This is a genomic window from Pseudofrankia saprophytica (assembly GCF_000235425.2).
In the GTDB taxonomy this organism is placed as follows: Bacteria; Actinomycetota; Actinomycetes; order Frankiales; family Frankiaceae; genus Pseudofrankia; species Pseudofrankia saprophytica.
The window spans coordinates 1,480,960-1,504,663 of record NZ_KI912266.1; the positions used below are offsets into that span (position 1 = coordinate 1,480,960).

General features: G+C 72.4%; 22 protein-coding genes. 11 read left to right on the forward strand and 11 right to left on the reverse strand.

The annotated features are described in order from the left end of the window. Positions 1–232 precede the first annotated feature (232 nt). From FRCN3DRAFT_RS0206440 to FRCN3DRAFT_RS0206470, 7 genes are all read right to left on the reverse strand, one after another. The gene (locus FRCN3DRAFT_RS0206440; protein WP_007511788.1) at positions 233–1,447 is read right to left on the reverse strand and encodes a polysaccharide biosynthesis protein; all 1,215 of its coding nucleotides are present in this window, start codon (positions 1,445–1,447) and stop codon (positions 233–235) included. Beyond that, positions 1,440–2,342: a dTDP-4-dehydrorhamnose reductase family protein gene (locus FRCN3DRAFT_RS0206445; RefSeq protein WP_007511790.1), complete on the reverse strand. Its 903-nt coding sequence runs from the start codon at positions 2,340–2,342 to the stop codon at positions 1,440–1,442. The genes FRCN3DRAFT_RS0206440 and FRCN3DRAFT_RS0206445 overlap by 8 nt, the downstream gene beginning before the upstream one ends. Next, positions 2,339–3,664, reverse strand: coding sequence for a glycosyltransferase family 4 protein (locus tag FRCN3DRAFT_RS0206450; protein ID WP_051466685.1), 1,326 nt, complete (start codon positions 3,662–3,664; stop codon positions 2,339–2,341). Before FRCN3DRAFT_RS0206450 ends, FRCN3DRAFT_RS0206445 begins: the two co-directional genes overlap by 4 nt. Continuing rightward, positions 3,661–4,848 (reverse strand): glycosyltransferase, encoded by a 1,188-nt coding sequence (locus FRCN3DRAFT_RS0206455; protein WP_007511793.1) that lies wholly within the window; start codon positions 4,846–4,848, stop codon positions 3,661–3,663. The genes FRCN3DRAFT_RS0206450 and FRCN3DRAFT_RS0206455 overlap by 4 nt, the downstream gene beginning before the upstream one ends. After that, on the reverse strand, positions 4,836–5,948 hold the full coding sequence (locus tag FRCN3DRAFT_RS0206460; RefSeq protein WP_007511794.1) for an NAD-dependent epimerase/dehydratase family protein: 1,113 nt from the start codon (positions 5,946–5,948) through the stop codon (positions 4,836–4,838). The genes FRCN3DRAFT_RS0206455 and FRCN3DRAFT_RS0206460 overlap by 13 nt, the downstream gene beginning before the upstream one ends. Before the next feature lie 82 nt (positions 5,949–6,030). Beyond that, positions 6,031–6,687, reverse strand: a complete 657-nt coding sequence (locus FRCN3DRAFT_RS0206465) for an acyltransferase (RefSeq protein WP_007511795.1) — start codon at positions 6,685–6,687, stop codon at positions 6,031–6,033. Further along, positions 6,687–7,730, reverse strand: a complete 1,044-nt coding sequence (locus FRCN3DRAFT_RS0206470; protein WP_007511797.1) for a glycosyltransferase family 2 protein — start codon at positions 7,728–7,730, stop codon at positions 6,687–6,689. Before FRCN3DRAFT_RS0206470 ends, FRCN3DRAFT_RS0206465 begins: the two co-directional genes overlap by 1 nt. 336 nt (positions 7,731–8,066) lie before the next feature. Between FRCN3DRAFT_RS0206470 and FRCN3DRAFT_RS0206475 the strand changes: the two genes are divergently transcribed. The 8 genes from FRCN3DRAFT_RS0206475 to FRCN3DRAFT_RS0206510 all read left to right on the forward strand — a co-directional run bounded on the left by FRCN3DRAFT_RS0206475 (position 8,067) and on the right by FRCN3DRAFT_RS0206510 (position 17,392). Then, on the forward strand, positions 8,067–9,116 hold the full coding sequence (locus tag FRCN3DRAFT_RS0206475; protein WP_007511799.1) for an NAD-dependent epimerase/dehydratase family protein: 1,050 nt from the start codon (positions 8,067–8,069) through the stop codon (positions 9,114–9,116). Between the two features lie 41 nt (positions 9,117–9,157). Beyond that, positions 9,158–10,315: a UDP-N-acetyl glucosamine 2-epimerase gene (locus FRCN3DRAFT_RS0206480; RefSeq protein WP_007511801.1), complete on the forward strand. Its 1,158-nt coding sequence runs from the start codon at positions 9,158–9,160 to the stop codon at positions 10,313–10,315. Between the two features lie 356 nt (positions 10,316–10,671). After that, positions 10,672–12,342 (forward strand): tyrosine-protein kinase domain-containing protein, encoded by a 1,671-nt coding sequence (locus tag FRCN3DRAFT_RS0206485; protein ID WP_007511803.1) that lies wholly within the window; start codon positions 10,672–10,674, stop codon positions 12,340–12,342. 129 nt (positions 12,343–12,471) lie between these two features. After that, positions 12,472–13,764, forward strand: coding sequence for a glycosyltransferase family 4 protein (locus FRCN3DRAFT_RS0206490; RefSeq protein ID WP_007511805.1), 1,293 nt, complete (start codon positions 12,472–12,474; stop codon positions 13,762–13,764). Then, positions 13,761–14,627: a protein phosphatase 2C domain-containing protein gene (locus tag FRCN3DRAFT_RS0206495; RefSeq protein WP_007511807.1), complete on the forward strand. Its 867-nt coding sequence runs from the start codon at positions 13,761–13,763 to the stop codon at positions 14,625–14,627. Before FRCN3DRAFT_RS0206490 ends, FRCN3DRAFT_RS0206495 begins: the two co-directional genes overlap by 4 nt. A gap of 195 nt (positions 14,628–14,822) precedes the next feature. Continuing rightward, positions 14,823–15,548: a DUF4232 domain-containing protein gene (locus tag FRCN3DRAFT_RS49235; protein WP_007511810.1), complete on the forward strand. Its 726-nt coding sequence runs from the start codon at positions 14,823–14,825 to the stop codon at positions 15,546–15,548. A 426-nt stretch (positions 15,549–15,974) separates the two neighbouring features. Then, positions 15,975–16,628 (forward strand): methyltransferase domain-containing protein, encoded by a 654-nt coding sequence (locus tag FRCN3DRAFT_RS49240; RefSeq protein ID WP_232793944.1) that lies wholly within the window; start codon positions 15,975–15,977, stop codon positions 16,626–16,628. A gap of 272 nt (positions 16,629–16,900) precedes the next feature. Next, a complete protein-coding gene (locus tag FRCN3DRAFT_RS0206510; RefSeq protein ID WP_007511814.1) occupies positions 16,901–17,392 on the forward strand; it encodes a hypothetical protein in 492 nt (163 codons plus the stop codon). A gap of 103 nt (positions 17,393–17,495) precedes the next feature. Here FRCN3DRAFT_RS0206510 and FRCN3DRAFT_RS0206515 read toward each other — a convergent pair whose 3' ends face one another. The 4 genes from FRCN3DRAFT_RS0206515 to add form a co-directional block, all read right to left on the reverse strand. Further along, positions 17,496–18,008 (reverse strand): GNAT family N-acetyltransferase, encoded by a 513-nt coding sequence (locus FRCN3DRAFT_RS0206515; protein WP_007511816.1) that lies wholly within the window; start codon positions 18,006–18,008, stop codon positions 17,496–17,498. Further along, positions 18,005–18,415 carry an MmcQ/YjbR family DNA-binding protein gene (locus FRCN3DRAFT_RS0206520; protein WP_007511818.1) on the reverse strand — a complete coding sequence of 137 codons (411 nt, stop codon included), beginning with the start codon at positions 18,413–18,415 and terminating at the stop codon, positions 18,005–18,007. Before FRCN3DRAFT_RS0206520 ends, FRCN3DRAFT_RS0206515 begins: the two co-directional genes overlap by 4 nt. Positions 18,416–18,479: 64 nt before the next feature. Further along, positions 18,480–19,610: a glycerate kinase gene (locus FRCN3DRAFT_RS0206525; protein WP_035924409.1), complete on the reverse strand. Its 1,131-nt coding sequence runs from the start codon at positions 19,608–19,610 to the stop codon at positions 18,480–18,482. Positions 19,611–20,239: 629 nt separating this feature from the next. Further along, complete coding sequence (gene add, locus FRCN3DRAFT_RS0206530) at positions 20,240–21,217, reverse strand: adenosine deaminase (RefSeq protein WP_007511821.1); 978 nt, start codon at positions 21,215–21,217, stop codon at positions 20,240–20,242. A gap of 395 nt (positions 21,218–21,612) precedes the next feature. Here add and FRCN3DRAFT_RS0206535 point away from each other — a divergent pair, with 395 nt between their 5' ends. From FRCN3DRAFT_RS0206535 to FRCN3DRAFT_RS0206545, 3 genes are read left to right on the forward strand one after another with little or no spacing between them, the layout of a single operon-like run. Next, entirely contained in the window at positions 21,613–22,605 is a 993-nt protein-coding gene (locus tag FRCN3DRAFT_RS0206535; protein ID WP_007511823.1) for an SPFH domain-containing protein, read from the forward strand. Positions 22,606–22,615: 10 nt separating this feature from the next. Next, positions 22,616–22,948 (forward strand): type II toxin-antitoxin system antitoxin, encoded by a 333-nt coding sequence (locus FRCN3DRAFT_RS55950; RefSeq protein WP_007511825.1) that lies wholly within the window; start codon positions 22,616–22,618, stop codon positions 22,946–22,948. A 33-nt stretch (positions 22,949–22,981) separates the two neighbouring features. Then, positions 22,982–23,683 (forward strand): GOLPH3/VPS74 family protein, encoded by a 702-nt coding sequence (locus tag FRCN3DRAFT_RS0206545; protein ID WP_007511827.1) that lies wholly within the window; start codon positions 22,982–22,984, stop codon positions 23,681–23,683. The last annotated feature ends 21 nt before the right edge of the window (positions 23,684–23,704 follow it).

Below are 23,704 nucleotides of genomic sequence, written 5' to 3' on the forward strand. Positions count from 1 at the left end.
GGGCCCAGTGCCTCAACGACAGCCAGGTCACGGGCGGTAACCACGATGCCGAGGGCCTCCAGGACCGTGAAGCGTGAAGGGGGCCGTACCCGGGCCGGTTAGGCCCGGGTACGGGGCCCCCTTCATGACCTGGCCCAGTAGGCCCGGGTGCGTCTGGTCAGCGCCCTCGGAGCAGCGGCCAACGCCGAGGGCCGGGCCTCGAGCGGTACCGCCGCGAGACCTTCTTCTCTGCCTACCGCAGCAGGTCGAGGTGGTCGGTCGACGGATGCTCGCCTGGCCCGCCTGCCTCGGCGGCCGGGTGAGCCACGGGGCCGGCGCCGGTCCGCTGGTCGGGCACCACGCTCGGGCCGAGCGAGCCCGTGGCCGGTGTGGGCAGCGGCGGTAGCAGGTTGTTGCGCCGCAGCAGGGCCGTGGTCTCGGCCAGCCCGACGACGTTGTCCGCCGAGCTGTACTCACCGGCCAGTTCGCTGGCCAGCGACGGCTCGCTGATCTCGGGCAGCATCGGCGAGATCACGTAGTACTGCCCGTCGCGGCGGGTCCGGTGGCACTCCTCCTCGGAGACCATGACCTCGTGCATCTTCTCGCCGGGGCGCACCCCGACGACCTCCACCGACACGTCCCGGTCACCGATGAGCGCGTGTGCGATGTCGATGACGGTCGCGGCGGGCGTCCGCGGTACGAGGATCTCCCCGGGCCTTCCACGCTGGATTGAATGGAAGATCATGTCGACGGCTTCGTCCAGGGTGACCAGGAACCGGGTCATGCTGGTGACCGTGACCGTGACCGGCCCGCCGCGGGCGATCTGGTCGAGGAACAGCGGGATCACCGAGCCGCGCGAGGCCAGCACGTTGCCGTAACGCACGCCGACGAATCGGGAGCGCCCGGACCGCTCGCGCACGCCGACGTTCGCGGCGGTGAAGATCCGCTCCTGCAGCGCCTTGGTCATGCCCATGACGTTGACCGGTTTGCAGCACTTGTCCGTGCCGACGCCGACGACGCAGTCCACCTGGTAGCCATGCTCGGCGACCGCGCGCACGATGTTCGACGCGCCCGAACAGTTCGTCAGGATGGCCTGCTCGGGGAAGTACTCACACGCGGGCACCTGCTTGAGCGCGGCCGCGTTCACGATGACGTCCGCGTCGCGCACGCACGCGGCGACATCCCAGTAATTCCGGACGTCGCCGAGGCGGAATTCCAGGATCCGGTCGAAGTTCCGGTAGATCGTCTCGTCGGTCGTGACCCGCTGACGCAGGTAGGCCAGCCGCATCGCATGCTGTTTGGCTTCGTCCCGGGACAGCACGATCACCTTGGCCGGTATCCCAACCTCGCCGGACAGGATCCGCCGGACCAGCACCTGTCCCAGCGACCCGGTGCCACCGGTCACCAGAACGCGCCGGCCGGTAAGCATTCCGGCGCTGTCCATCGCGCTCGCTGTGCTCTCAGTCATCGCTGCGTCCTCCGTGGTCCCTCAGCATGATCCGTTCGGCGAGCTCGTCGAGCATCGAGTCCCAGCCGGGGGCGGTGTAACCGGTCGCGGCCGCGAACCGGTCGGCAAGCAGGCTGCGGTCACACGGCGGGCCGTCGATGGCCACCACCTCGGCCGCCGGACGCCCGGCCGCGCGCAATCTTTCCGACAGCCGGACGAGCAGATCGAACTTGGTGATCGGCTCCGGCGCGGCCACGTGCCATAGCCCGGTCAGGTCCTCGTGCTTGGTGAGGATCCGGTCGAGGAGTCGAGCGATCTCCATCGTCGTGAGCCCTGTGTAGACCGCCCGCTGGTAACCGGATACCTGGCCGCTGCGGCCGAGGAACCACTCGACCAGACCGCTGGCCCGGCCCGCCAGCTCCAGCCCGATGATCGAGGTCCGCAGCGTCAGGGCAGGCGCCTCCCGGACCTCGCCGAGCAGCTTGGACATCCCGTAGACGTCGACCGGATCCGGCTGGTCGTCCTCGGTGTAGCGGCCCCGCCGGCCGGAGAACACGCAGTCGGTGCTGACGTGCACCAGCCGGATGTTGGCTATCCGGCACAGCCGGGCAAGGCGGTGCGGGAAGATCGTGTTGATCTCGACGGCGGGGAGCGCCGTCTGTCCTTCGCTACGCTGCTTGACCAGACCGATGGCGTTGAGCACCGCGTCCGGCCGGAATCGGTCGAGCAGGTCGGCCACGTCATCGTGGCAGCGAGCGTCGATGCCGGTGACGATCCGGTCGCCCGGCAGCGCGCCCGGCGCCGCCGGCAGCCGGCCGGCGCCCCGCACCGTCACAGCGACGTCATGGTGGTCGGCGAGTGTGCCGGCGAGCTCGTGGCCAAGCATCCCGTCACCGCCTAGAACGAGGACTCTCATCTGGCCCTCCCGGGTGCGGCGGTCGCCGCTGGCCGATCCGGATGTGGTGGTCGTGGCTGGTCGGCCATCTCCGCGGGCCGTGCGGCCGGGATCCCCTCGGGTCCAGGCGCGCGGGCCGCGGCGGCGCGCAGGTGCCGCTCGACCCGGTCAAGCAGAGCGGTCCGCTCGTAATGCGTCACGTAGTACTCGCGGGCGGCGTTCCCCATCGCCGCGCGCTCGGCCGGCGCGAGCGCGCGCACGGACGCGATCGCGTCGGCGAGTGCCGCCGCGTCCTGTGCTGGGACCGCGAGCCCGCCGGCGGCCGCCACGACCCGGGCGGTCGTCCCGTCCGCCGCCGCCACCACCGGCCGGCCGCAGGCCAGGAACGACTGCACCCGGCTCGGGATCGTCAGCGCCCACACCGGGTCCCGGCGCAGCGTCGTGACCACCACGTCCGCGTGCGCGAGCAACGCGGGCATCCGCTCGAGCGGCGCGCGCCCCAGCAGGTGGACCCGGTCACCGAGGCCCCTTCGGCGCACCTCGTCCGCCAGCCACTCGCCGCGCTGGCCGTCGCCGAGGACCACCCAGTGCACGTCGGCGCCCGCGGGCAGGTCACGCAGCCGCTCGGCCGCATCGACCAGCGTCTCGAGGGCCTGCGCCACGCCGAGATTGCCGGCGATCATCGCGACGAACCCCGCCGGCATCCCGGCCTCCCGGCGGACCTGGGGGTCGGGAGGCAGCGGGCGGTAGCGGTCCTCGGCCCAGTTCGGCAGGTAGTCAAGCCGGTCGGCCGGCACGCCGGCCGCGCGCAGCAGCGGCAGGAAGTCCTCGGACTGGCCGAGCACCCGGGCGCAGCGCTGGTAAGCCGCGCCGACCGCCTTCTCGAGCAGGTCGAGCACCCGCTCGGAGCGCACCACACCGGTCGCGCGAAGGGTGTGCGGCCACAGATCCTGCACCCACAGCACCACCGGGGTCCCGCGGATCCGGCGCAGCAACAACGCCGGCACCACCATCGTCACCGGCGATATCTGGAAGACGAGCACGACGTCGGACGGCGGCAGCCGCGGTACGCCGAACACGCTGGCGCTCGCGGCGAACGTCAGGTAGTTCAGTGCGAGCCGCCATCGCTCGCCATCTCCGCGGGAGGCCAGCGGCACCCGCACTACCTGGACGCCCTCGTACCACTCCCAGCTGGGCCGCCGACCGCGGGGAAACACCTCGCGACGCGGATAGCTCGGCTGCCCGGTCAGGACGGTCACCTGGTGGCCGCGTTCCCGCAGCCCGACGGCCAGGTCGTTGACCCGGAACTGCTCAGGCCAGAAGTACTGACTGACGATGGTCACCCGCACCGGCGTAGTCCCCTTCCCACAAGCTCGGTCGCGGCCCTGGCGGCCGGCGCGACGTCGGCGAACACCTCGAGGTGGCGAGCGGCGGCACGCTCCCAGGTGAGCTCGGCGAGCACCAGCGCGCGCAGCCGCGCGCCGCGCTGGGCCAGTGCGTCGGGCCGGGCGAGCAGCTGGCGCAGCCCGGCGGCCAGGCCGGGCGCCGTCGCCTCCACCACCAGCCCGCCCCCGCACCGCGCCACCTCGTCGAAACCGCAGGTATCAGTGATGAGCACCGGTGTGCCGTTCACCCCGGCCTCCAGGGCGACGATCGACATCGCCTCCCGCCGCGACGGCACGACCAGCAGCGACGCCGCTCGCAGCGCCTCCGTGCGCTCGGCGCCGGCGACGACGCCGACGAACCGGACCGCGTCGGCCACCCCGAGCGCCGAGGCCCTGGCGTGTAGCTCCGCGGCGAGCCCCTCGTCCGGCCCGGCGAGCACCAGCAGCCAGCCGTCGGCGGCCGCGTCGGACGCCGCGAACGCCTCGACCAGCAGGTCGACGCCTTTGATCCGGTTGAGCCGACCGAGGAAGAGCAGGTAGCGGCGGCCGGCGAGGTCGTGCCGGCGCAGAAACGCCCCGCCCGCGTCCCGCTCGTGGTCGGCGGCGGACACCCCGTTGGGGATCACCCGCACGGCGGCCGAATCGCGGCCGTACCGCGCGAAGTCCGCCGTCTCGTCGGCGGTGACGGCGATCGCCGCCGCCGCGTCGCGCACCATCCGAGTACCGACGGCCGCGTTGTAGGCGCGCTTCGCGACGCGGCTGCGGCCAGCGACCGGCAGTGAGCCGCATGGCGAGACCACCCACGGGACGTCGTGGCGGCGGGCGGCGCGGTAACCGAGGGCGCCCAGTGCCGTCCAGTGCCCGAACAGATGCACGACGTCGGCGGCGGCGACCCGTTCGGCCACCCGATCCGGCCGCGCCGGCACGTAGAAACGGCGGTTCGGGCAGGGCACCGTGGTCAGCGCGGCGGGAGCCAGCGACCCGATCCGGGTGTCGGTCAGGTCGAGATCGAGGGTGAGCAACTCGGCGCGCAGGTCCGGCTCCCCGGCCCGCGCGTAGGCGCGGGTCAGCTGGTAGGCCCGCTCGGCCAGGCCGCCGCCACGGCGGGCGTCGGCCATCATCACCACTGTCAGCACCCGCACGGCGCGCCACCCCCAGAGGCGATGTCGGCCTCACCGCCCGCGCCGATGCCCCCGGCGCGGGCTCGGTCCGGGAACTGGCCGTCGACGATCTGGGCGATCTCGTCGGCCAGCGCGCGCGGAGCGGCGAACCCGGCAGCCCGCAGCGCCGCGGAGCTGTACCACTGCCCCGGCCGAGGGCGGCCGATCACCAGGGCAGCGCCGTCGACCGCCGCCGTAGGCAATGGCAACCGCCACAGCGCGGGCAGGCCGGCGAGCCGCCGGACGGCGTCCTGCATGGCCGCGTAGTCGACGTTCGCCCGCGCCAGCGCCGCACCCGCGCGGCCCAGATCGTCGACGACGTTGAACACCGCCCGGCGCGCGACCAGCGGGGTGTCGAGCGCGAACCGGACGGCGGCGGCGGCATTGCCCGCCGTCACGTAGGACACGGGGGTGCCCCGCCGGAGCGAGCCGAGCGCGGCCGCCCGGACCGGTCTGCGCAGCGCATCAAAGATCGGCTGGTATGAGGTCGGCCGCTGGGCGGAGATCACCGAGCCCATCCGTAGCACCACCAGCTCGCAGTCGGCGCGCAACTCTGTCAGCCACGGTTGCTCCGCGGCGAGCTTGGCTCGGGCATAGGCCGAGCGAGGCCGGCAGGCCGTGGTCTCCTCGACCAGGCCACGGTGGCGCGGTCCATACACCGAGACCGTGCTGATCAGCACCATCCGTGTGATCTGCGGGCAGGCATTGACCGCGGACAGCAGGTTGAGCGACATCGTCACCGCCTGCTCGGGGTCACCAAAGTTGTGCGCCAGGTGGCAGAGTGCCGTGCCCGCCGGTGCGTCGAGGGCCTTGAGATGGTGGGTGACCAGCGCCCCGGCGGCGAGATCCACCGAGGCCCAGCGCTCGTACGCGGCGAGCACCTCCGGTCGGCGCCGGCCGAGCAGCACCACGCCCCGGCCGGCGAGCGCCGCCCGGACGTGGCCGCCGAGGAACCCCCTGCCCCCGGTGAGCACCACCTCTGACCCGGCCAGATCTCGCCGGGGGCCGGGCACCGGTGTCGCGACCGGCAGCGCCGCACTCGTGGCGAGCGGCCGGGCGAGGTACTCCGCGGGCTTATCCACGTCACTTCTTGTATCACTTGCAACACTTAAAGTGACTGACCTGTGATGGCGAGGGCAGAGCCGAGTTCCGTACCGCCCCGGACTAGCGCGTCTGTGGTGTGGGGCGTGGCGTGGGGACGCCGGTCCGGGTAGCCCTGGCCGGGACGTCGATTTCACCACCGCCAGCGACCTGGCCGGCACGAGAGGACCGCAACGGGGCCGCCGGCACGCCGCCGACCCGGGCGCCGGCGGCCACGTCGGAGGTCACCACCGCACCTGCTCCGACGATGGCGCCGTCGCCGACGGTGACGCCGCGCAGGACGGTGGCCTTGGCCCCCAGCCACACGTCGCGGCCGACCCTCACCGGTGACGCCGCGAACCGCATCGCGGAGGCTGGGACTCCGGGTGCGACCACGTGGTCCTGGTCGCGGACCACACTCATCTCCGCCAGCAGACTGCCGGCGCCTATCACCACCTGCCGGCGGGCGACCACCACGGAGTGGGGACCGACGAAGTCCGCGCCGAGGTCCAGGAGTGCTCCGTCCTCGACCTCGAGATGGACGTCGCGGGCGAGGACGGCTCCCCGGATGATCATCGTCCCGCGTGGGGCGCAGAGAATCACGCAGCGTGGCCCGAGGAAGGAATCGAACCCTATCCGGACCCCCGGCTGTGTCATCCGCAGCAGGATGATCCTCGTCCACGAGGCGACCCGCGCCGTGCCACGCAGGCAACGCCGCACGGCATGCGCGTAGGCGGCCATCAGGCCGGTGGTCCCGACGTCGTCCGCCGTCCTGTCGGGGCCGCGGCGCGTCCCCAGCGCGTCGGTCGTGGCTCGTCCGGCAGCGGGGAGTCGGCCGGCGGCAGCGGTCCGACGCCGTCCACCAGGCCGTGCCCATACGAACGGCAGCGGGAAAGCCCGCGTCCATGTACCAGGTCGGAGACCGCGTAGCGGGGAAGCGCGAGGAATGCCAGCCAGAGCGCGACGGCGCGGGCCCGCCAGGGGTGGCCGTGGATCCGTGCGAACCAGAGGCGGTTGCGCACCGTGTAGTACGCGTATGCGTTGCTGGGGACGGTCCCACCGCCGGTGTGCCAGGCCTGGTAGGGGCTGACCATGACCCGCCAGCCGGCGGCGGCGGCGCGGTGCGCCAGGTCGGTCTCCTCGTAGTAGAGGAAGTAACGGGTGTCCATCGGTACCTGGCGGTGGCACTCGGCTCGCACGAAGAGGATCGCGCCGGGCACGAACACGACGTCCGCCGGCTCGGGGCGCCCTCGGCGACGGCGGCGCGGCACCGTGAACAGCGGAGTCAGGCGGTCCGCTCCGGGGTGAATCCCGTCCGCGTTGAGCAGGGTGGGGCCGACGATGCCGACGCCTTCGCGGGAAACGAGATCGAGGCACGCCAGGACCGTCCGCTCGGGCAGCAGCACGTCATTGTTGAGCAGCAGGTACACGTCGGTGTCCTGCCGGGCGTCAGCGCCGAACCGGAAGCCGCCGGCGAACCCGAGGTTGGCCTCGGGAACGAGCCAGTTGGCGGCAGCCGGCAGATCGCCCGGGCGGGTACTTCCATCGTTGGCGACGACGATCACGTCCGTCACCGTGGACATCTCGTCGAGCCGTCGGGCAAGTTCCACGGTCGGCTCGGTCGGTCCCCAGTGCACGATGACGGCGGTCGTCCGCGGCTCCCGGGCTGTCGGGTCCAGGGCGTCGACCGCGCGGTCAACGAGTGGCGGGTCCGTCCCGTCCGCGGTGCCAAGGGACTGTTCGCGGCCGTCGACCTTGGGTGGGGAAATCGTCCGCAGGCTCATCGCACCTTGACCTCCAGGCGGGACACGCAGATGTGTCACCGAATCTTTACTATCAGTGATCGAGCGTAGGCCAGCTGGCTGTCAATCCGAGGCTCGCTGGGAAGCGTGTCGCAGGTCGGTCGCGTGGCACGCGGCCGCGGCCAGGCGGTCTGTGGGCCGGCTGACGTCACCGACCGGGAAGTCGTGGCCGGAGGCCACCGGCCAGGGTGCCGGCGGCGGCGTGGGCTGTCGAGGATCTCAGACTTCGTGGCCTAGTGTAATTTGACAACTACTCTGTGTAGCAGGGTTGTGGGTGTGTCCGCGCTGGGAACCCGAGACGATCAGAGGAGCGGCTGGATGGCGAAGGTCGTGGTGTTCGGCGCCACCGGGTTCGTCGGGCGAGCGGTAGCCGAGGCGATCGCCGCCTCAGGCGACGAGGTGACGCCGTTGCCTGCCCATCGGCTGCGCGCCAGGCCGACCCGCGTTGTCGAACTGGCGGACTTCCTCGCGGCGACGGCCGCCGGAGACGCTGCGGCCAGGCAGACAGGCTCATCGACGGCGTCGGGTTTCGATACGACGTTCGACGGGGTGCTCAGGACTGGACTTGTCGACGCCAGCCTCGTCGACGACGTGGCCGCCTCGCTGAACGGGCATGACGTCGTCGTCAACGCGGCCGGGCTGCCGGACGCGGCGGCGCCCGCGACGCCCGAGCTGTTCGGCGCGAACGCGCTGTGGCCCCTCGTCCTTGGCCTGGCCTGCGAACGTGCCGGGGTCGCTCGGCTCGTCCACGTGAGCACCGCCGCGGTCCAGGGCAGGATCCGGGTCCTCGATGACAGGCCGCGGTATGCGCCGGTCAGCCCGTACGCGGAGGCGAAGGCGCTCGGGGAACGACTGCTCACCGGCCTCGCCGGGACCAGCCGGCTGTCGGTCATTCTGTTTCGGCCTCCGTCGGTGCACGGAGCGGGACGGGACCTCACCCGGGCATTCGCCCGGTGGTGCGACCGTTTCCCGTTGGTCGTCAGCGGACGAGGGGACCAGCCGGTTCCGGTGGCTCTGATCGGCAACGTCGCGGCGGCGCTCGCGGCGCTCGTGACAGCCGACGACCCGCCCCTGATCGTGTCGCACCCGTCCGAGGGACACACGGTCCGCTCGCTCTACGGGTCGTTCGCGCCGGGCCGGCGAATCTGGTCGCTGCCGCCGGGGGTGGTCCGTGCGGTCCTGCGCGCGCTGGAGCCCGTGGGCCGGGTCTTCCCTCCGGTGGCGGCGGCGAGCCGGCGCCCGGAGCTGCTGTTGCTCGGCCAGGCGCAGGCAACCAGTTGGCTTGAGGGCCAGCGGTTCGTGCTGCCACTCGGGCACGCCGAGTGGGCCGAGCTGGCCCGCCGCAGCCGTGCGGGCCTGGCGGCCTGATCACCTTCCGCACCGGACCGACGTATTCGGGAGAGGCGCCGATGTCGCTCGACCGCCTGAAAGTCATGATCACGGTGGGCACGAGGCCGGAGGTCATCAAGCTGAGCCGGGTGATCGCCGAGCTCGAGCGGCACCTTGATGTCTGCCTCGTCCACTCCGGTCAGAACTACGACCACGAGCTGAACCAGCTCTTCTTCGAGGAGCTGGAGGTCCGCAAGCCAGACCATTTCCTCGACGCCGTCGGCGCCACCGCCGCCGAGACGATCGGGCAGGTAATCGCGCGGGCGGACGCGGTGATGGCCGCGGAAAACCCGGATGCCCTTCTCCTCTACGGAGACACGAACACCTGTCTTTCCGTGATCCCGGCGAAGCGGCGCCACATTCCCGTTTTCCACATGGAGGCGGGTAATCGGTGTTTCGACGACCGTGTACCTGAGGAGATCAACAGGCGGCTCGTGGACCACCTCAGCGACGTGAACCTCCCGTTGACCGAGCACGCCCGCCGGCACCTGCTCGCCGAGGGCCTGCCGCCGGAACGGACGTTCGTGACCGGCTCGCCGATGAATGAGGTTCTCACCTACTACCGGCCGGGTATCGATCGCAGCGATATCCTGTCGGTGCTGGGGCTGCGCGCCGGCGAGTACATGGTGGTCAGCGCGCACCGCGAGGAGAACGTCGACCAGCCGGAACTACTGCGCGCCCTGCTGGTGACGCTCGACCGGCTCGCCGTCACGTACCAGGTTCCGGTCATCGTGACCACGCATCCGCGCACCCGCGACCGGCTGGAGGAATTGCGCCGCGACGGGGCGGCGGTCGCGCTCGACGAACGGGTGCGATTCTGCAAGCCGTTCGGCCTCTTCGACTACGTAGCGCTGCAACGCGATGCCCGTTGTGTCGTTTCGGACAGCGGGACGATCACAGAGGAGTCCTCGCTCCTCGGCTTTCCCGCCGTCATGATCCGGGCGGCGCACGAACGGCCCGAGGGTATGGACCACGGCGTGCTCGTGTCGAGCGTCCTGCACCCGGACAGGGTGCTGGCCGCGGTCGAGCTCATGACGACGCCGAACCGGTCGCACCCGCGTATCGTCACGGACTACGACGTCGACGACGTCTCGCGGCGAGTTCTGCACATCATCATGAGCTACGTCGACAACGTCCGCCGGACGGTCTGGTACGAGCGTCCTGGGATCCTGTCCTGAACCATCACCGGCGCGCGGAGACCGGCGAACGCCACGGCGTGCTCCACGGCGACTGGCGCGCGCAGGCATACCGTCAATATCGACGATCGCCGTTCGCGCACTTGTTGGACATTGGTCGACACATATTGCCATTTGGTAATTGATCGGCCGCTCGAAGCCGTACCCCATGGCATTGGTATTCGAGCCCGGAATGTGGCCATCCATTGCGTGCGGCGGGGCCTTCGGCGCGCCTCCCCCGGCTTCGACACAACGACCGTACTGTCACTCCAGGTAGTCGATTGCTCTCTTGGAGAGACCAAGGTGGCGGGTGGCCGGTGTCGGTCGCACGTGCCACCACGGAAAGGAGAAGCGAGCCTGTGGAGACGGACCCCACCGCGGACACTCGGGGCGATCTTGCCCGCAGTGGTCGGAGCCTGCTCGCGCTGCTTGCGCGGCGATGGCACCTGCTACTTGTCGTGACCATCCTGTTCGGCTCGACTGGGTTCCTGTTCGCCTCGCTCCAGTCGACGCTGTACTCGAGCAGCGCGACCATGCTTCTCAACGACCCGCGCATCTCCAGCGTGTTCAACGACAACAACCGCTTTATCGGCGACCCGTCGCGGTATGTCCGTTCCCAGGCGCGCTATCTCACCTCCACCGAGGTGCTCACGACCGCCCGTTCGCTCCTTCACAACCGGCTCACCGTCGACCAGCTGCGCGGCCGCGTGCAGGCGACCTCCTCGGACCAGCTCGACCAGGTCAGCGTGACCGCCACCGACCCGACGGCCGAGGGCGCCGCCGCCGTGGCCAATGCCGTCTGCCAGGCCTACCGCCAGACCATCCGGAACCTGACCCAGACGAACGCGAAGTCCACCACCGACGAGCTCGACCAGACGATCGCCGACCTGCGCGGACGTATCAGCGACCTGGACGAGCAGCTGAACTCGGGCGAGGGCCCGGCCGACCCGAGCCTGTCCGCCGCCAGGCAGGCCGCGGCCACCCAGCTGCTGACGCTGCAGAGCCGGGCTGACGAGATCGCGGTGGACACCGCGACGTACGGCGACGGCGTGCAGATGTTCGAGCAGGCGAACCCGCCGAGCGCGCCGGCGCAGCCCAGGCCGCTGCGCGCGGTCGTCGTAGGCGCCTTCCTGGGGTTCTTGCTCGCCGCCGCCGCGGTGTGGTGGCGCGATGAGTTCCGCCGTAAGGCGGACGAGAAGCAGGACCCGGCGGCCATTCTCGGCGTCCCGTTGCTCGGTGACGTCCCCGAGTTCGCCGTCTCCACCGGCGGGCGGGCGCTGCCCGCCGCGCGCGAACCCACGTCCCCGGCGGCCGAGGCCTACAACTTCCTCGTGGAGAGCATCGGGTTCGCGCTTGCCGCCGAGGGCGGCGGCAGCGTTGTCGCGGTGACCAGCCCACGCTCTGGTGATGGCAAGACGGTGACCGCGCTCAACCTCGCGATCGCGATGGCGCGCGACGATCGCAAGGTGGCGGTCGTCGACGGTGACGAGCGGATGCGGGGGCTGACCGGGCTCGCCGCAGTCTCCCACGAGCCGGGCCTGTCCGACCTGGGCGGCGACGTGTCGGTAAGCGCCGCCGTGCGCCACCTCGACCTCGACGGTGCCGAGGCGCTCGACGTGGTGCCCGCCGGGACGGCGCTCGACGACCCGGCCAGCTTCTTCCGGACCGGCCGGTTCCGCCGCGCGGTCGGCCGGCTGCGCAGCCACGCCGACGTCGTCATCGTCGACTCGCCGCCGCTGCTGGCGGCCAGCGAAGCGGCCGCGATCGCCTCGCAGGCCGATGCGGTGGTGCTGGTGGTCGGGCGCGGGACGCCGCTGCGGGTACTCACCGAGGCCCGCCACCGACTGGAGTTCGTCGGCACGCCGGTGCTCGGCTACGTCTTCAACAAGTCGGTCGGGTCCGGGCGGCGCTACGGCTACGGCTACGGCTACGGGCGTTCGGCGGCCCGATCCGCAACGGCACCGTCTGGCCGCCACCGGGTTCCCGACCAGCGGCTCGATGAGGACAGCTCGGTCAAGACCAGCCGATGACGATCGACCCGGCGCCGCGGCTTCCGCGGCTCGGCCGCGCCAACCCAGGCCCTCAAGGAGCCCGGGACGGCTCATCCCCGCCGCCCGCGCGGCCGGAACACGCATGGCGCCTCGAGGAAGGGCGAACCGATGCGGGTGACGATCGTCAGCCAGTACTTCTGGCCTGAGCGGTTCCGGGTCAACGACCTCGCCGTTGGTCTGCGCGAGCGAGGCCACCGGGTGACGGTGCTGACCGGGCAGCCTGGCTACCCGGACCGGGAGGCGTTCGCGGGTCGCCGGCGCTCGGCCAGGGAATGGTACGAGGGCGTCGAGGTGGTGCGGGTGCCGCTGGCCTCGCGCGGCGGCGGCGAGCCATGGCGTCTCGCGCTGAGCCACCTGTCCTTCGCGGCCAGCGCCAGCGTGCTGGGCGCGCCTCGGCTGCCACCGTCCGACGTGGTGCTCGTCTACCAGATCTCGCCGGTGACGCTGGTGCCAGCGCTGCTGCTGAGGCAGGTCCGGGGCACTCCGGTGGTGCTGTGGGTGCAGGACCTGTGGCCGTGGAGCCAGTACGCGACAGGCACGGTCCGCTCCGAACGGGTACTCACTCTGCTCGACTGGACGGCGCGCGCCGGCTACCGGCGCTGCGCCCGGGTGCTCGGGCGGTCCGAGGACTTCCTGCCGCTGCTTCGTGAGGCCGCCATCCCGGCCGACCGGCTCGACTACCTGCCGAACTGGGCGGAGAAGCACTACCGCCCCGTTCCGGCCGACCCGGAGGTCCGCCGCGCGGCCGGAATCCCCGACGGGTTCGTCGCGATGTGCGCCGGCAACCTCGGCGTCGGCCAGTCGCTGGAGACGCTGGTCGCGGCGGCCGATCGACTGCGAGGGGATCCTCATGGCGCGCGGGTGCGCTGGGTGGTCCTCGGCGACGGCCAGCGGGCTGGGTGGCTGGCGGACGAGGTGCGCAGAAGGGGCCTCGGTGACCGGGTCCACCTGCTGGGACGTGCCCCGCTCGAGCGGACGCCGGAGTTGCTGGCACACGCGGACGTGCTGGTCACGACACTGCGCCGCGACCCCGTGTGGGCGCTGACGGTTCCGAGCCGGGTGCAGTCGTTCCTCGCCTGCGGCCGGCCGATGGTGTCATCGGCCGGCGGTGCGACGGCCCGTGTGGTCTCGGCGGCTGGCGGAATCGCGGTACCGGCCGAGGACCCGGTGGCGCTCGCGGGCGCGATCGCGAAGGTGGCGGCGCTAGGGCCAGCCGAGCGGGCGGCGATGGGTGCCGCCGCGCGGCGGTACTACGTGACCCATTACCAGCGGGCCGCCTTGCTCGACCGGGTCGAGCGGCATCTGCGCGCCGCCGCGGGTCTGTCGGCCGCGCCGGAGCGGGTGCCAGTCGGTGGGCCGGCCGTCGGCGCGAGCGCTGCCGTGCCGACCCTGAGCACGTGACCGACGTGGCGGCCCGTCCCCCGCGCGCGGCGTCGACGGTCCGTTCGGTGCTGCTGCTGGGCCCGGACTATCCGACCCGGCGCGAGACGGTCATCGCCGGCATTTCGGCGTGCGTCGACGGCATCGATGGCCCTCGGGGCGACCCGGCGGCACTCGGCGCGGCGCTGTCGGCCGGCTGGATGCCGAAGGCGGTGCCGTCCGTCGAGCCCAACGAGGACGGCGTCCTGCTGGCGGCCGGCCCCGGCGGGCTGCTGCTCGCGGTGGCGGACGGCCACGGCGGCTCGGCCGCCTCGACCGCGGCCCTGCGCGGGCTGGCCGCCGCGGCGGCCGACCTGCTCGCCACTCCAGCGGAAGGGGCCGCCGGTCGCGGCGGCGGCGCCCGACTCGTGCGCGCGCTCACCGCGGCCGCCGTGGACGGCGTGGCGGACGTCGCGGAGCCTGCGCGCACCGCGCTGGGCCTCGTGCTCGCCGTCGACGAGTCGATCTTCTCGATCGGCTACGGTGACACGCTGACGGCGCTGGTGCGTCGAGGCCGCCCGCGGGTAATCAGCACGCCGTCCGAGTTCCTCGGCCCGGGTACCCGCGGGAGCGAGGATGAGGACCGGTCCGTCCAGCGCCGCCACCGGCGGCCGGGAGACGCCGTTCTGATCGTCTCCGACGGCGTGCCCGACTACCTGGGCCGTGCCTTCCCGGAAGTGGTGGGGGCCGTTCTGCGCGGCGACGGGCGGTCCGCTCCCGACGCTCCCGCGGTCGGCCGAGCCCTCGTCGGTCGGGCCGGGGCCGCCGGCGCCGGCGACAACATCACGGCGGCCGTACTGCTGCCCGCCGCGGCGCCGTCATGGCGGGCTCGCTGGCGCCGCTGACGCGGCGTTCCGCTGTCTCGGTCGGGGCCGCGAACGTAACCGCGGGAACGTGGAACTAGGTGCGACACGCGCCCTACGGTGTGTAGAGCTTCCCTGGCCGCTGCTCGCTGGCTACGGTCATTTCCGTCAGTATTTGAATGCGGTGCGTCAGCAGCAGGTCACAAGGCTGCCGCCTGCCAGACCAAGGAGCCCGCGATGCGGACGGATCGGGTCAGGGCGCCGGCATGCCGGCGGCATGCCGGGGCGCCCCGCGCCGGAAGGGCGAAGGCCACCGCGGTAGCCGCGGTCGCACTCGGGCTGGTCGCGGTCGGGTCCGGGTGCGGCTCGACGATGGCCGGCGGCAGCTCCGCGACCGTGGCCGCGGGCTCGTCGGGAGCGGGCTCGCGAGGGCCGGCGCAATCCGTCGCCCCCTCGGCGTCCGGCCGGGGCGGTCCCGGCGTGCCGGCGGCCGTGGCCGGATCCAGTGCCGCGCCCGAGGAGGTAGCGGCCGCGGCCGTCTGCGCGGCAGGCGCCCTCACCGGCAAGTTCGACGACATCGAGGGCGCGGCCGGACAGGTATACGGAAAGCTGGTGCTCACCAACGCGAGCCCGGCCGCCTGCAAGCTGAGCGGCTTCCCCGGCGTCCGGTTCGCCGACGCCGGCGGGGCCGAGTTCGGTGCGCCGGCGGACCATGACGACTCCGGGCCCATGCCAGGGCCGGTCCTGCTGGCGCCGGGCGGCACGGCGACGGCTGTACTGCGCATCACCCAGCCGGGCATCCAGGAGGGCTGCCTCAGCTCGGACGTGACCAGGGAGGCGTCCGCCCTGGAGGTGACACCTCCCGGCGGAGCGGGCACCGTATCGGTCGGACTGGCCGGTGGCGTCACAGCGTGCGTCTCCACCGACGTCCGCCAACTTCTGATCGGCCCCCTGAGCGCCTGACGCCCGCCGCCGGGCCGCGTCCGCGCGACCTCGCGCCATTGCGTGAGTGATGGCGCAGCCGGCCAGGTCCTTGACCGGCTGGCGGGCCGGGCGCGGCACTGGAGGTCCGTTCGCCGGCGTTACCGGCGTTACCGGCCTTGCCGGAGTTGCCGGGAGTGCGGCGGCGGGCCGGCGAAACGCGCGACTTCTTCCTGGCGACGCCCTCCGCTGGTTTCCTGGTAAATCCTAGGGTTGCGGGGGCGGTGTACGGAGGGAGTCGTGATGGACGAAGCGACGACAATTCCCGGAAGAAGTCCAAAGATGGCGGACGCGCTGGTGACACCGGGGTCACGGAATGCCCGGACGGCGGCTGCGTGGGTACCCACGCAGCCGAGGACCGGGCGGGCGGGTGACCAGGCGCTCGTCACCACACACCGACTGCCGCGGGTGCGCGTGGTGGACCGCGACGAGTTCCTGCTCGGCGCGGCCGCCGGGCGGGCGGTGACCCATGTCGGGTTCGCCGACGCGACCATGCGCGACGTCGCACGCCGCGACGGCCGTTGGCTGCACGCCCGGCTGGCCGGCGTCGCGCGCGACCTGGTTGGTGTCGACATCGACGTGGAGGGCGTCGCTGAGGCGAGGGCCGCGGGTTACGAGGCACATGCGATCGACTGCGGTGACCCGGCCGATGTCGCCAGGGCGGCGATCCGCCCGTCCGAGCTCGTCGTCGTCAGCGAGGTGATCGAGTACGTCGACAGCGTCGGGGCCTTCCTCGACGGCCTGCGTGCTCTGACCACACCTGACGGGACGATGGTCGTCACCACGTCGAACGCATTCCGGCTGATGAATCTCGCCGCCACACTGACCGGCCGCGAGCTGGCGCATCCAGGACACGTCTCCCGTTATTCGTGGTACACGCTCGTCAGCGTTCTGGAAAGGCATTCATGGCAGGTCGTCGCCTTCCACCCCTATGAGGATTCCGAGCGAGAGATGCCCGGCCGCGCGCGCACCGCACTGGCGGCCGAACGTGCCGCCAGGCTGTTCGCGCCCTTCCTCGCGAGCGGACTGATAGCCGTCTGCCGCCAGGCCCCCACCGGCTGACGGTGGATGGCGGGGGTCGACGGCGGGGCGGGGGCCGGCGGCGGGCCGGCGCGGTGAGCAACAGCGTCACATGTCCTGCTCGCCGCGGGTCCGCGTTCCTCTCGCGCGACCGGGGGTGTTGCCGCCGCCCCGGCGACCGGTTGGGCTCGCGGCGGTCCCGATGGCCGCGCGGCGAGGTTTCCCCGCCCGACCGGCACCGGGACCGGAGGAGTCCGCCACGCGTTCTGCCGGGCGGTGCGACCGGACGGCCTCGTGTCGGCGACCATGGAGGTGTGGGGCCCAGACACAGTGACGACCAGGACCCGGCCCGCGTCGACCCGGCCGGCCGCGGCATGCTGTCCGCGTTGGTCGCCCTCGTGCGGGACACCCGTGGCGACGAGTCGACGCCGATCCGGTACATCCAGTGCGACACGTGCGGGGGTCCTACGCCGCATCACGCCGAGGTCCAGATCTTCTCCGCGACCTTCCGGGACCCCACGTTCGTCGCGTCGCCGCCCGAGGTGGTCTGCGGCATCTGCGCCTCGGTCCACCCACGCGTCGTCGACGACGAGCCGCCGCTCGGCACCGAGCTGACCTGCGCCGCCCGTGGCCCACGCCCCTGGCCGGTGAGCCGGTTCGTCCCCGACCGCTGGCTCGCGCACCGCTGGCTCGGCGCCTGCGCCCACCGCTTCTCCGCCCCGGCGGCCGCCGCCACGGTGGTCTGCCCCCGTTGCGCCACCACCCAGCCCGGCCCCGCCGCCCGCCCCGCGCGCGACCACCTCTGATCCTCGCCAGGCTCGCTGGCCGCAACGCCGCGGTCGACAGACGGTGTCGGGGAGCGGACGACCGGGGGAAGACCGGGGACCGGAAGACCGGGCCGCGCGACGATCACGGCACCCCGCTGTTCCGGTCCTCTGGCCGGGGCAGGAAGTAGACGGTTGTGGGGCGGTCGAACAGCGTGTCCTCGCGAAGGGGCCGGAAGCCGAGGCGTTCGGCGACGCGGATCGACCGGGTGTTCGCCGGCCTGATCATCGCCGTGAAGTAACGATCAGTCAGGTTGCGGAAGCCCCAGTCGAGCCAGGCGCCGGCCGCCTCGGTCGCGTAGCCGTGGCCCCAGCGGTCGGGCCGCAGGGTCCAGGCGATCTCCACCTCGTCGAAGGACTCCCAGTACCGCAGGCCGGACACACCGATGAAGTCCCCGGTCGTCCTGAGCTCGACCGCGCAGCGTCCGTGGCCCCGCTCGGCCCACCCCTGCTCGACCGCCGTCAGCCGGTCCAGCGCCTCCGAGCGGGAGTAGGAACCGAGGAAACGGCTCACCTCGTCATGGGCGTGGAGGCCGACGTAGGCGTCCACGTCGTCGACCCGCAGCGGGCGCAGCAGTAGCCGTTCGGTCTCGATCACGTCGCGTCGGGTGGTGCCCACGCGGTGGGCGGGTCAGGCAGTCGTTCCGGCAGCTCGGCGAGCAGACGCCTGGGGGCCACGGCCCGGTAGGCGTCGAGGATGATCTCGGTCATCTCGGCCCAGTCGACCGGGGTGTCGACGTACACGCCAAGCCAGCCGCGGTGGCCGACGTAGGGCGGGCGGAAGAACCGGCCCGGATCCTCGCCGATCAGCTCGGCGGCGGTGCCGGGCGGGGCGGCGCACCAGAAGGCCAGGCGCTTGCCGTGGTGCTCGCCGACGAAGCTGACGAACGTCTTCTTGTCCCGGATGAACCAGGTCGGCGAGCTGTGGCTCGGCCGTTCCGTCACTTCGGGCAGCGCGAGGCAGACGCGGCGCAGCTCCGTCAGTGGGTCCCGATCGTCGACCATGTTTCGATTCTCGCCAGAAGCCCGACCAATCCCAAACCGCCGGGCGGCGCCGAGCCGCGGCGGCTCACCTGGCGGCGGCCAGCTGGGCCGCCGCGGCGGCGAGCCATCGCTCGGGTTCGGCGACCGCGGCGGGAACACCGCGGGCCAGCGTGGCGATCGCGACGGCGGCGTCGACGCCTGGCGGTGACGGCGCGCCCAACTGGCCGGCGACGAGCAGGACCGGCACCGGGCCGGCCTCGCCGCCGCGGGCGGCGGCGAGGCGCAGAACCCCGCCGACGACCTTGCCCGACAGCGAGGTCGCGTCGAAGCGACCCTCGCCGGTGATGACGAGGTCGGCGTCCGTCAGCACGGCGGGCAGCCCGGCGTGCTCGGCCACCGTCGCGGCGCCGGGGACGAGCCGGGCGCCCCATGCGGCGGCCAGACCGTAGCCGGTGCCGCCGGCGGCACCGGCGCCCGGCGCGTCAGGCTCGCCGCCGAGCAGCGCGGCCAGCCGGCGCAGGCCGTCGTCGAGCAGGGGTACGTCGTCGGGGCTCGCCCCCTTCTGCGGGCCGAAGACGGCCGCGGCCCCACGAGGGCCGCACAGGGGCGCGTCGACGTCGGTCAGGCAGAGCACGCCGCCGGGCGGTGCGGGGCGCAGCCCGCGCGAGTCCACGGACGCGAGCCGAGCGAGCGACCCGCCACCCGGCCGCAGGGGAACGCCCGCGTCGTCGAGAAAGCGGGCGCCGAGGGCCGTCAGGGCCCCGGTGCCGCCGTCGGTCGACGCGGAGCCCCCGAGCGTGACGATGATCTGGCGGGTCGCCGGATCGTCGAGCGCCACGGCGAGCAACTGGCCGAGGCCGACGGTGTGCGCGCCGAGCGGGTCCCGCCGGGCGCCGAGAAGTGGCAGGCCGCTGCCGCTGGCGAGCTCGACGACGGCCGTCCCGTTCGGCAGCGCGAGCCACTCGGCGTCGACCAGGCGGGTGTCCTGGGCGCCATCGGGGCCGGTGACCTTGACGGCCCGGCGGCACGCGCCGGGCACGGCTGCGGCGAACACGTCGAGGGTGCCCTCCCCGCCGTCGGCGATGGGCAGTCTGACGACCTCGTCATCGGGCCGCACCGACAGCCAGCCGTCCGCCAGCGCCGCCGCCACCCGGTTGGCCGCGAGCGACCCCTTGAACGAGTCCGGCGCGATCACGACCTTCAGCCGACCAGTCATGCTGTAATTCTGGTTCGCTCCGTGCGGGCACGGCGCTCCGGCCCCGTACTCGCTTCGCTCCCACGGGACCTCCGCGCCGTGTCCTCCTCCGCTCACGTGCGCTGCGGCGACCTCCGCTGCGGCCCAACCACTTCGCTGCGCTCGTGGCCGGGCCTCCGCGGAGGCGCGCCTCCGCGCCGCACGGTCACCCGCCGCTGTGACGTCACTAACCGAAATCACAGCGCTCGTATGGGCACTTCGCTTCGCTCGTGGGCCGGGCCTCCGCGGAGGCGCGCCTTCGTGCCAGCTCGGTGGCGTGCCGCTGTGCCGTCACCACCCGAAATCACAGCGCTCGTATGGGCACTTCGCTTCGCTCGTGGCGGTCTTCGCGCCTGTTCAGCCACCTCACGAGCGCAGCGAAGTGGCCTTACGGACGAGCCTGCTCCGGGTGCGTGACGTTCGGCGTTAGGTGACCGTGCGGCGCGGAGGCGCGCCTCCGCGGAGGCCCGGCCACGGAGCGAAGCGAACGTGGTTGGGCCGCAGCGGAGGTCGCCGGAGCGCCCGTGAGCGGAGGAGGACGGCGCGCGGAGGTCCCGTCCGCCGCGAAGCAAGGACGGGGCCGGAGCGCGCCGCCCGCACGGAGCGAACCATCAACACAGCCAGGCATCGATGCCGGCGAGGGCGCGCGCCTGGACGTCGGCGGGGGCGGCGCCGCCGGTGATCGAGCTGCGGGCACAGGTGGCGAGCTGCTCGTCGGTCAGGGCGAACGCCTCGCGACACAGCTCGTACTCCTGTAGGCAGCTCGGCCCGAAGATGAGCGGGTCGTCGGCGTTGATCGAGCAGCGCACGCCGGCGGCGAGCAACGCGGGGAGCGGGTGCTCGGCCAGCGACGGCACCACGGACAGCTGCACATTCGAGGTAGGGCAGACGTCGAGCGTCGTTCCCCGCTGCGCGAGGACCTCGACCAGCGCCGGGTCCTCGATCGCACGGATGCCGTGCTGGACCCGGTCGGCGTCCAGGATGTCGATGGCGCTGCGCACGGACGCCGGCCCGTCGAGCTCGCCGGCGTGTGGGGTGGACAGCAGCCCGGCGTCCTTCGCGTAGCGGAACGCGTCGACGTACGGCTCCGGCGGGTAGCCGTTCTCGTCGTTGTGCAGTCCGAGCGCGACGATGCCGGCGTCCCGGAAGCGAACGGCCGTCTTGGCGACCTCCACCCCGTGCTCGGGGGTGTCCAGGACCCGGTCGACGGCCGCCATCCAGCGCACCGTCACGCCGTGGCGGGCGCCGGCTTCCTCGCCGCGGGTGAGCACGGTCTCCCAGGCCGCCTCGGCGGAGGCGAAGATCTGCAGATACGGGTACGGGTAGAAGCTCGGCTCCAGGTAGACGATGCCCTCGCTAGCGGCATCCTCGACCATCTCGTCGACGAGCCGCTCGAAGTCGGCCACCTCCCGAAAAATCGGCAGGATGCCCCCGACTACCTCGCCAAAGCCGCCGAACTCCGTGAAACCGGTGGTCCGGGGTGTTGGCATGCCATTGCGCGCGGCGAGCTCGGCAAGTGTCGACGGACGCATGCCGAGCTCGAAGTGCAGATGCAGATGCCCCTTGGGCAGGTCGCGCAGTTCTCGCATCACCAGTCCTCACGCCGCGTGGGTCGGCTCGCCGTCGCGTTGACGCCGCGCGGGCCGGACCGGCGAGCCGGCGGAGCCGTGCCAGCCCGCCGTGGCGTGCCTGCGACGACGGTACGGACCGAACCGTCTATCCGGGAGATCATCGCTTGGTATTTACCGCCTGGACACAAGTGTTCGTGGGCCAGGCGCGTGCCGCGTCCGCGGGCTCGCGCTCCCGGTACCCGGCCGCGGAGATCGCGGCGTACCTCGCGGCCGAGTGGCTGTCCGGTGCGCGACGACGCGAGTCGCGCGACACGGGTTTACGGGTTCCACGAAAAAGTGCTATCACTTTGATAGACGCCGAGCGGGTGCCGCCATCGGGGTGGCTCGCTCGTCGGATCGGAGGAGAGACCGCCATGACCACGGGTAACCCGCCCCAGGCGCCGATGGGCCCAGAAGGCCCGGACGCACACCGGGACACCCTCGAGCCTGATGACGTGGTCGACATGCCCCAGCCGCGGGTGCGGGAACGGGCGATGACAGGCCTCTCGGGCGCGGTCGGCTTCCTGGGCGCGCTCCTGATCTTCGTGATCGGGGTGGCGCTGATCGTGCTCGCGGGCCTGCTGTTCGACAACGGCACAGGTGGCGGCGGCGCGGCCGCACTCGTCGTCGGCATCCTCGCCCTGATCGCCAGCTTCGTGTTCCTCGGTGGGCTGACCGCCGTCGCTCCGGGGCAGGCGCGGGTCGTGACGCTGTTCGGCCGCTATGTCGGGACGATCCGGGTCACCGGCCTGCGCTGGGTGAACCCGTTCACCAACCGGCGCAAGGTCTCGACACGGATCCGCAACCACGAGACCGGCGTCGCCAAGGTCAACGACGCCGACGGCAATCCGATCGAGATCTCGGCCGTGGTGGTGTGGCAGGTCGCCGACACCGCCCAGGCTCTGTTCGAGGTCGACGACTTCGTCGAGTTCGTCGCCATCCAGACAGAGACCGCCGTTCGGCACATCGCTACCCGATACCCGTACGACGCGCACGACACAGGGCAGATGTCGCTGCGCGAGAACGCCGACGAGGTCACCGGCAAGCTGTCGGTCGAGATCGGGGCTCGGGTGGCGTCAGCCGGTGTCCATGTCATCGAGTCGCGGATCACCCGGCTTGCCTACGCACCCGAGATCGCCCAGGCGATGTTGCGCCGTCAGCAGGCGAACGCGGTCGTCGCCGCCAGGTCCCGGATCGTCGAGGGCGCGGTCGGCATGGTGGAGACGGCGCTGGCCCGGCTGGAGAGCCAGGACGTCGTCGAACTGGATGAGGAGCGTAAGGCGACCATGGTTAGCAACCTGCTCGTGGTGCTGTGCAGTGAGCAGTCGACCCAACCGGTGGTGAACGCCGGATCGCTCTACCACTGATCCGCGGCCCGTGACGGAGCGGAAGAAGATCCTGCTACGGCTCGACCCGGCCGTCCACGACGCGCTGGCGCGGTGGGCCGGCGACGAACTGCGCAGCACGAACGCCCAGATCGAGTTCCTGCTGCGGGGGGCGCTGTCGTCCGCCGGCCGCCTGCCAGGCACCGTCGGCCGGATACCGCGCCGCGGTCGGCCGCCCAAGTCGGCCACCGGGACATCCTCACCGGCCGGTGAGGACAAGCTCACCGTCGGCGTCGCCGACGAGGCGGAGCTCACCGCCGGTGTCGCCGACGAGGCCGAGCTCGAGGCTTCCCACGACCACCCAGCCGATGACGACGACTCATGACTCCCAGCACCGCATGGACCCGAGGAGCATGCCGTGGAGCTGCCCGACTCGCTGCCAGCCCAGCTTTACCTGCTGACCTACAACCCCGAGAAAGAACGGATGGACGGCTGCGTCGCCAGCGGCTACCTCGGACCGGCGCTGCGCGCCGCGGCCCTGCTGGAACTGCGGCGGCGCGGCCGGATCCTCGACGAGGCCGGCAAGGTGGCCCCGGTCTCGGGAGCCCGTGCCACCGGCCGGATCGGCCCGCCCGGTGCCGCCCGCGGGCTGACGCTCGACGACCCGATCCTGGCGCGGGTACTGGAGCAGGTCGGGGCTTCCGGGCGCCAGCGCTCCTGGAAGCACTGGATCGGCAAGGACAACCGGCGTACGACCCGGTGTGCCCGCGACTACCTGGAGGCCGGCCGCTGGATCCGAGTGGATCGGACACGAGTTCTCGGGATCTTCCCGCGCACGGTCGTGACCGTTCGCGACCCGCGAACGGTGCGGGCGTTGATCAACGATGTGCGCCGCGCGCTTCGCGGCCCGACCTCGGTGGACCGCCTCGACGGCCGTGACCGCCAGCTCGCCGCGCTCGGCGCCCTGGCCGAGATTCGCGTCCTCGCCACCTGGCGGGAGCGGCGCGCGCACAAGGCCCGTATCGGCGAGCTCACCGCCTCCATCGCCCCGGCCGGCCACGCCCTGCACAAGGTCGTCCAGGCCCAGAAGGCCGAGCACAGCGCCGGAGCCGGAGGATGAGCCAGCCCCGACAGGGCTGAC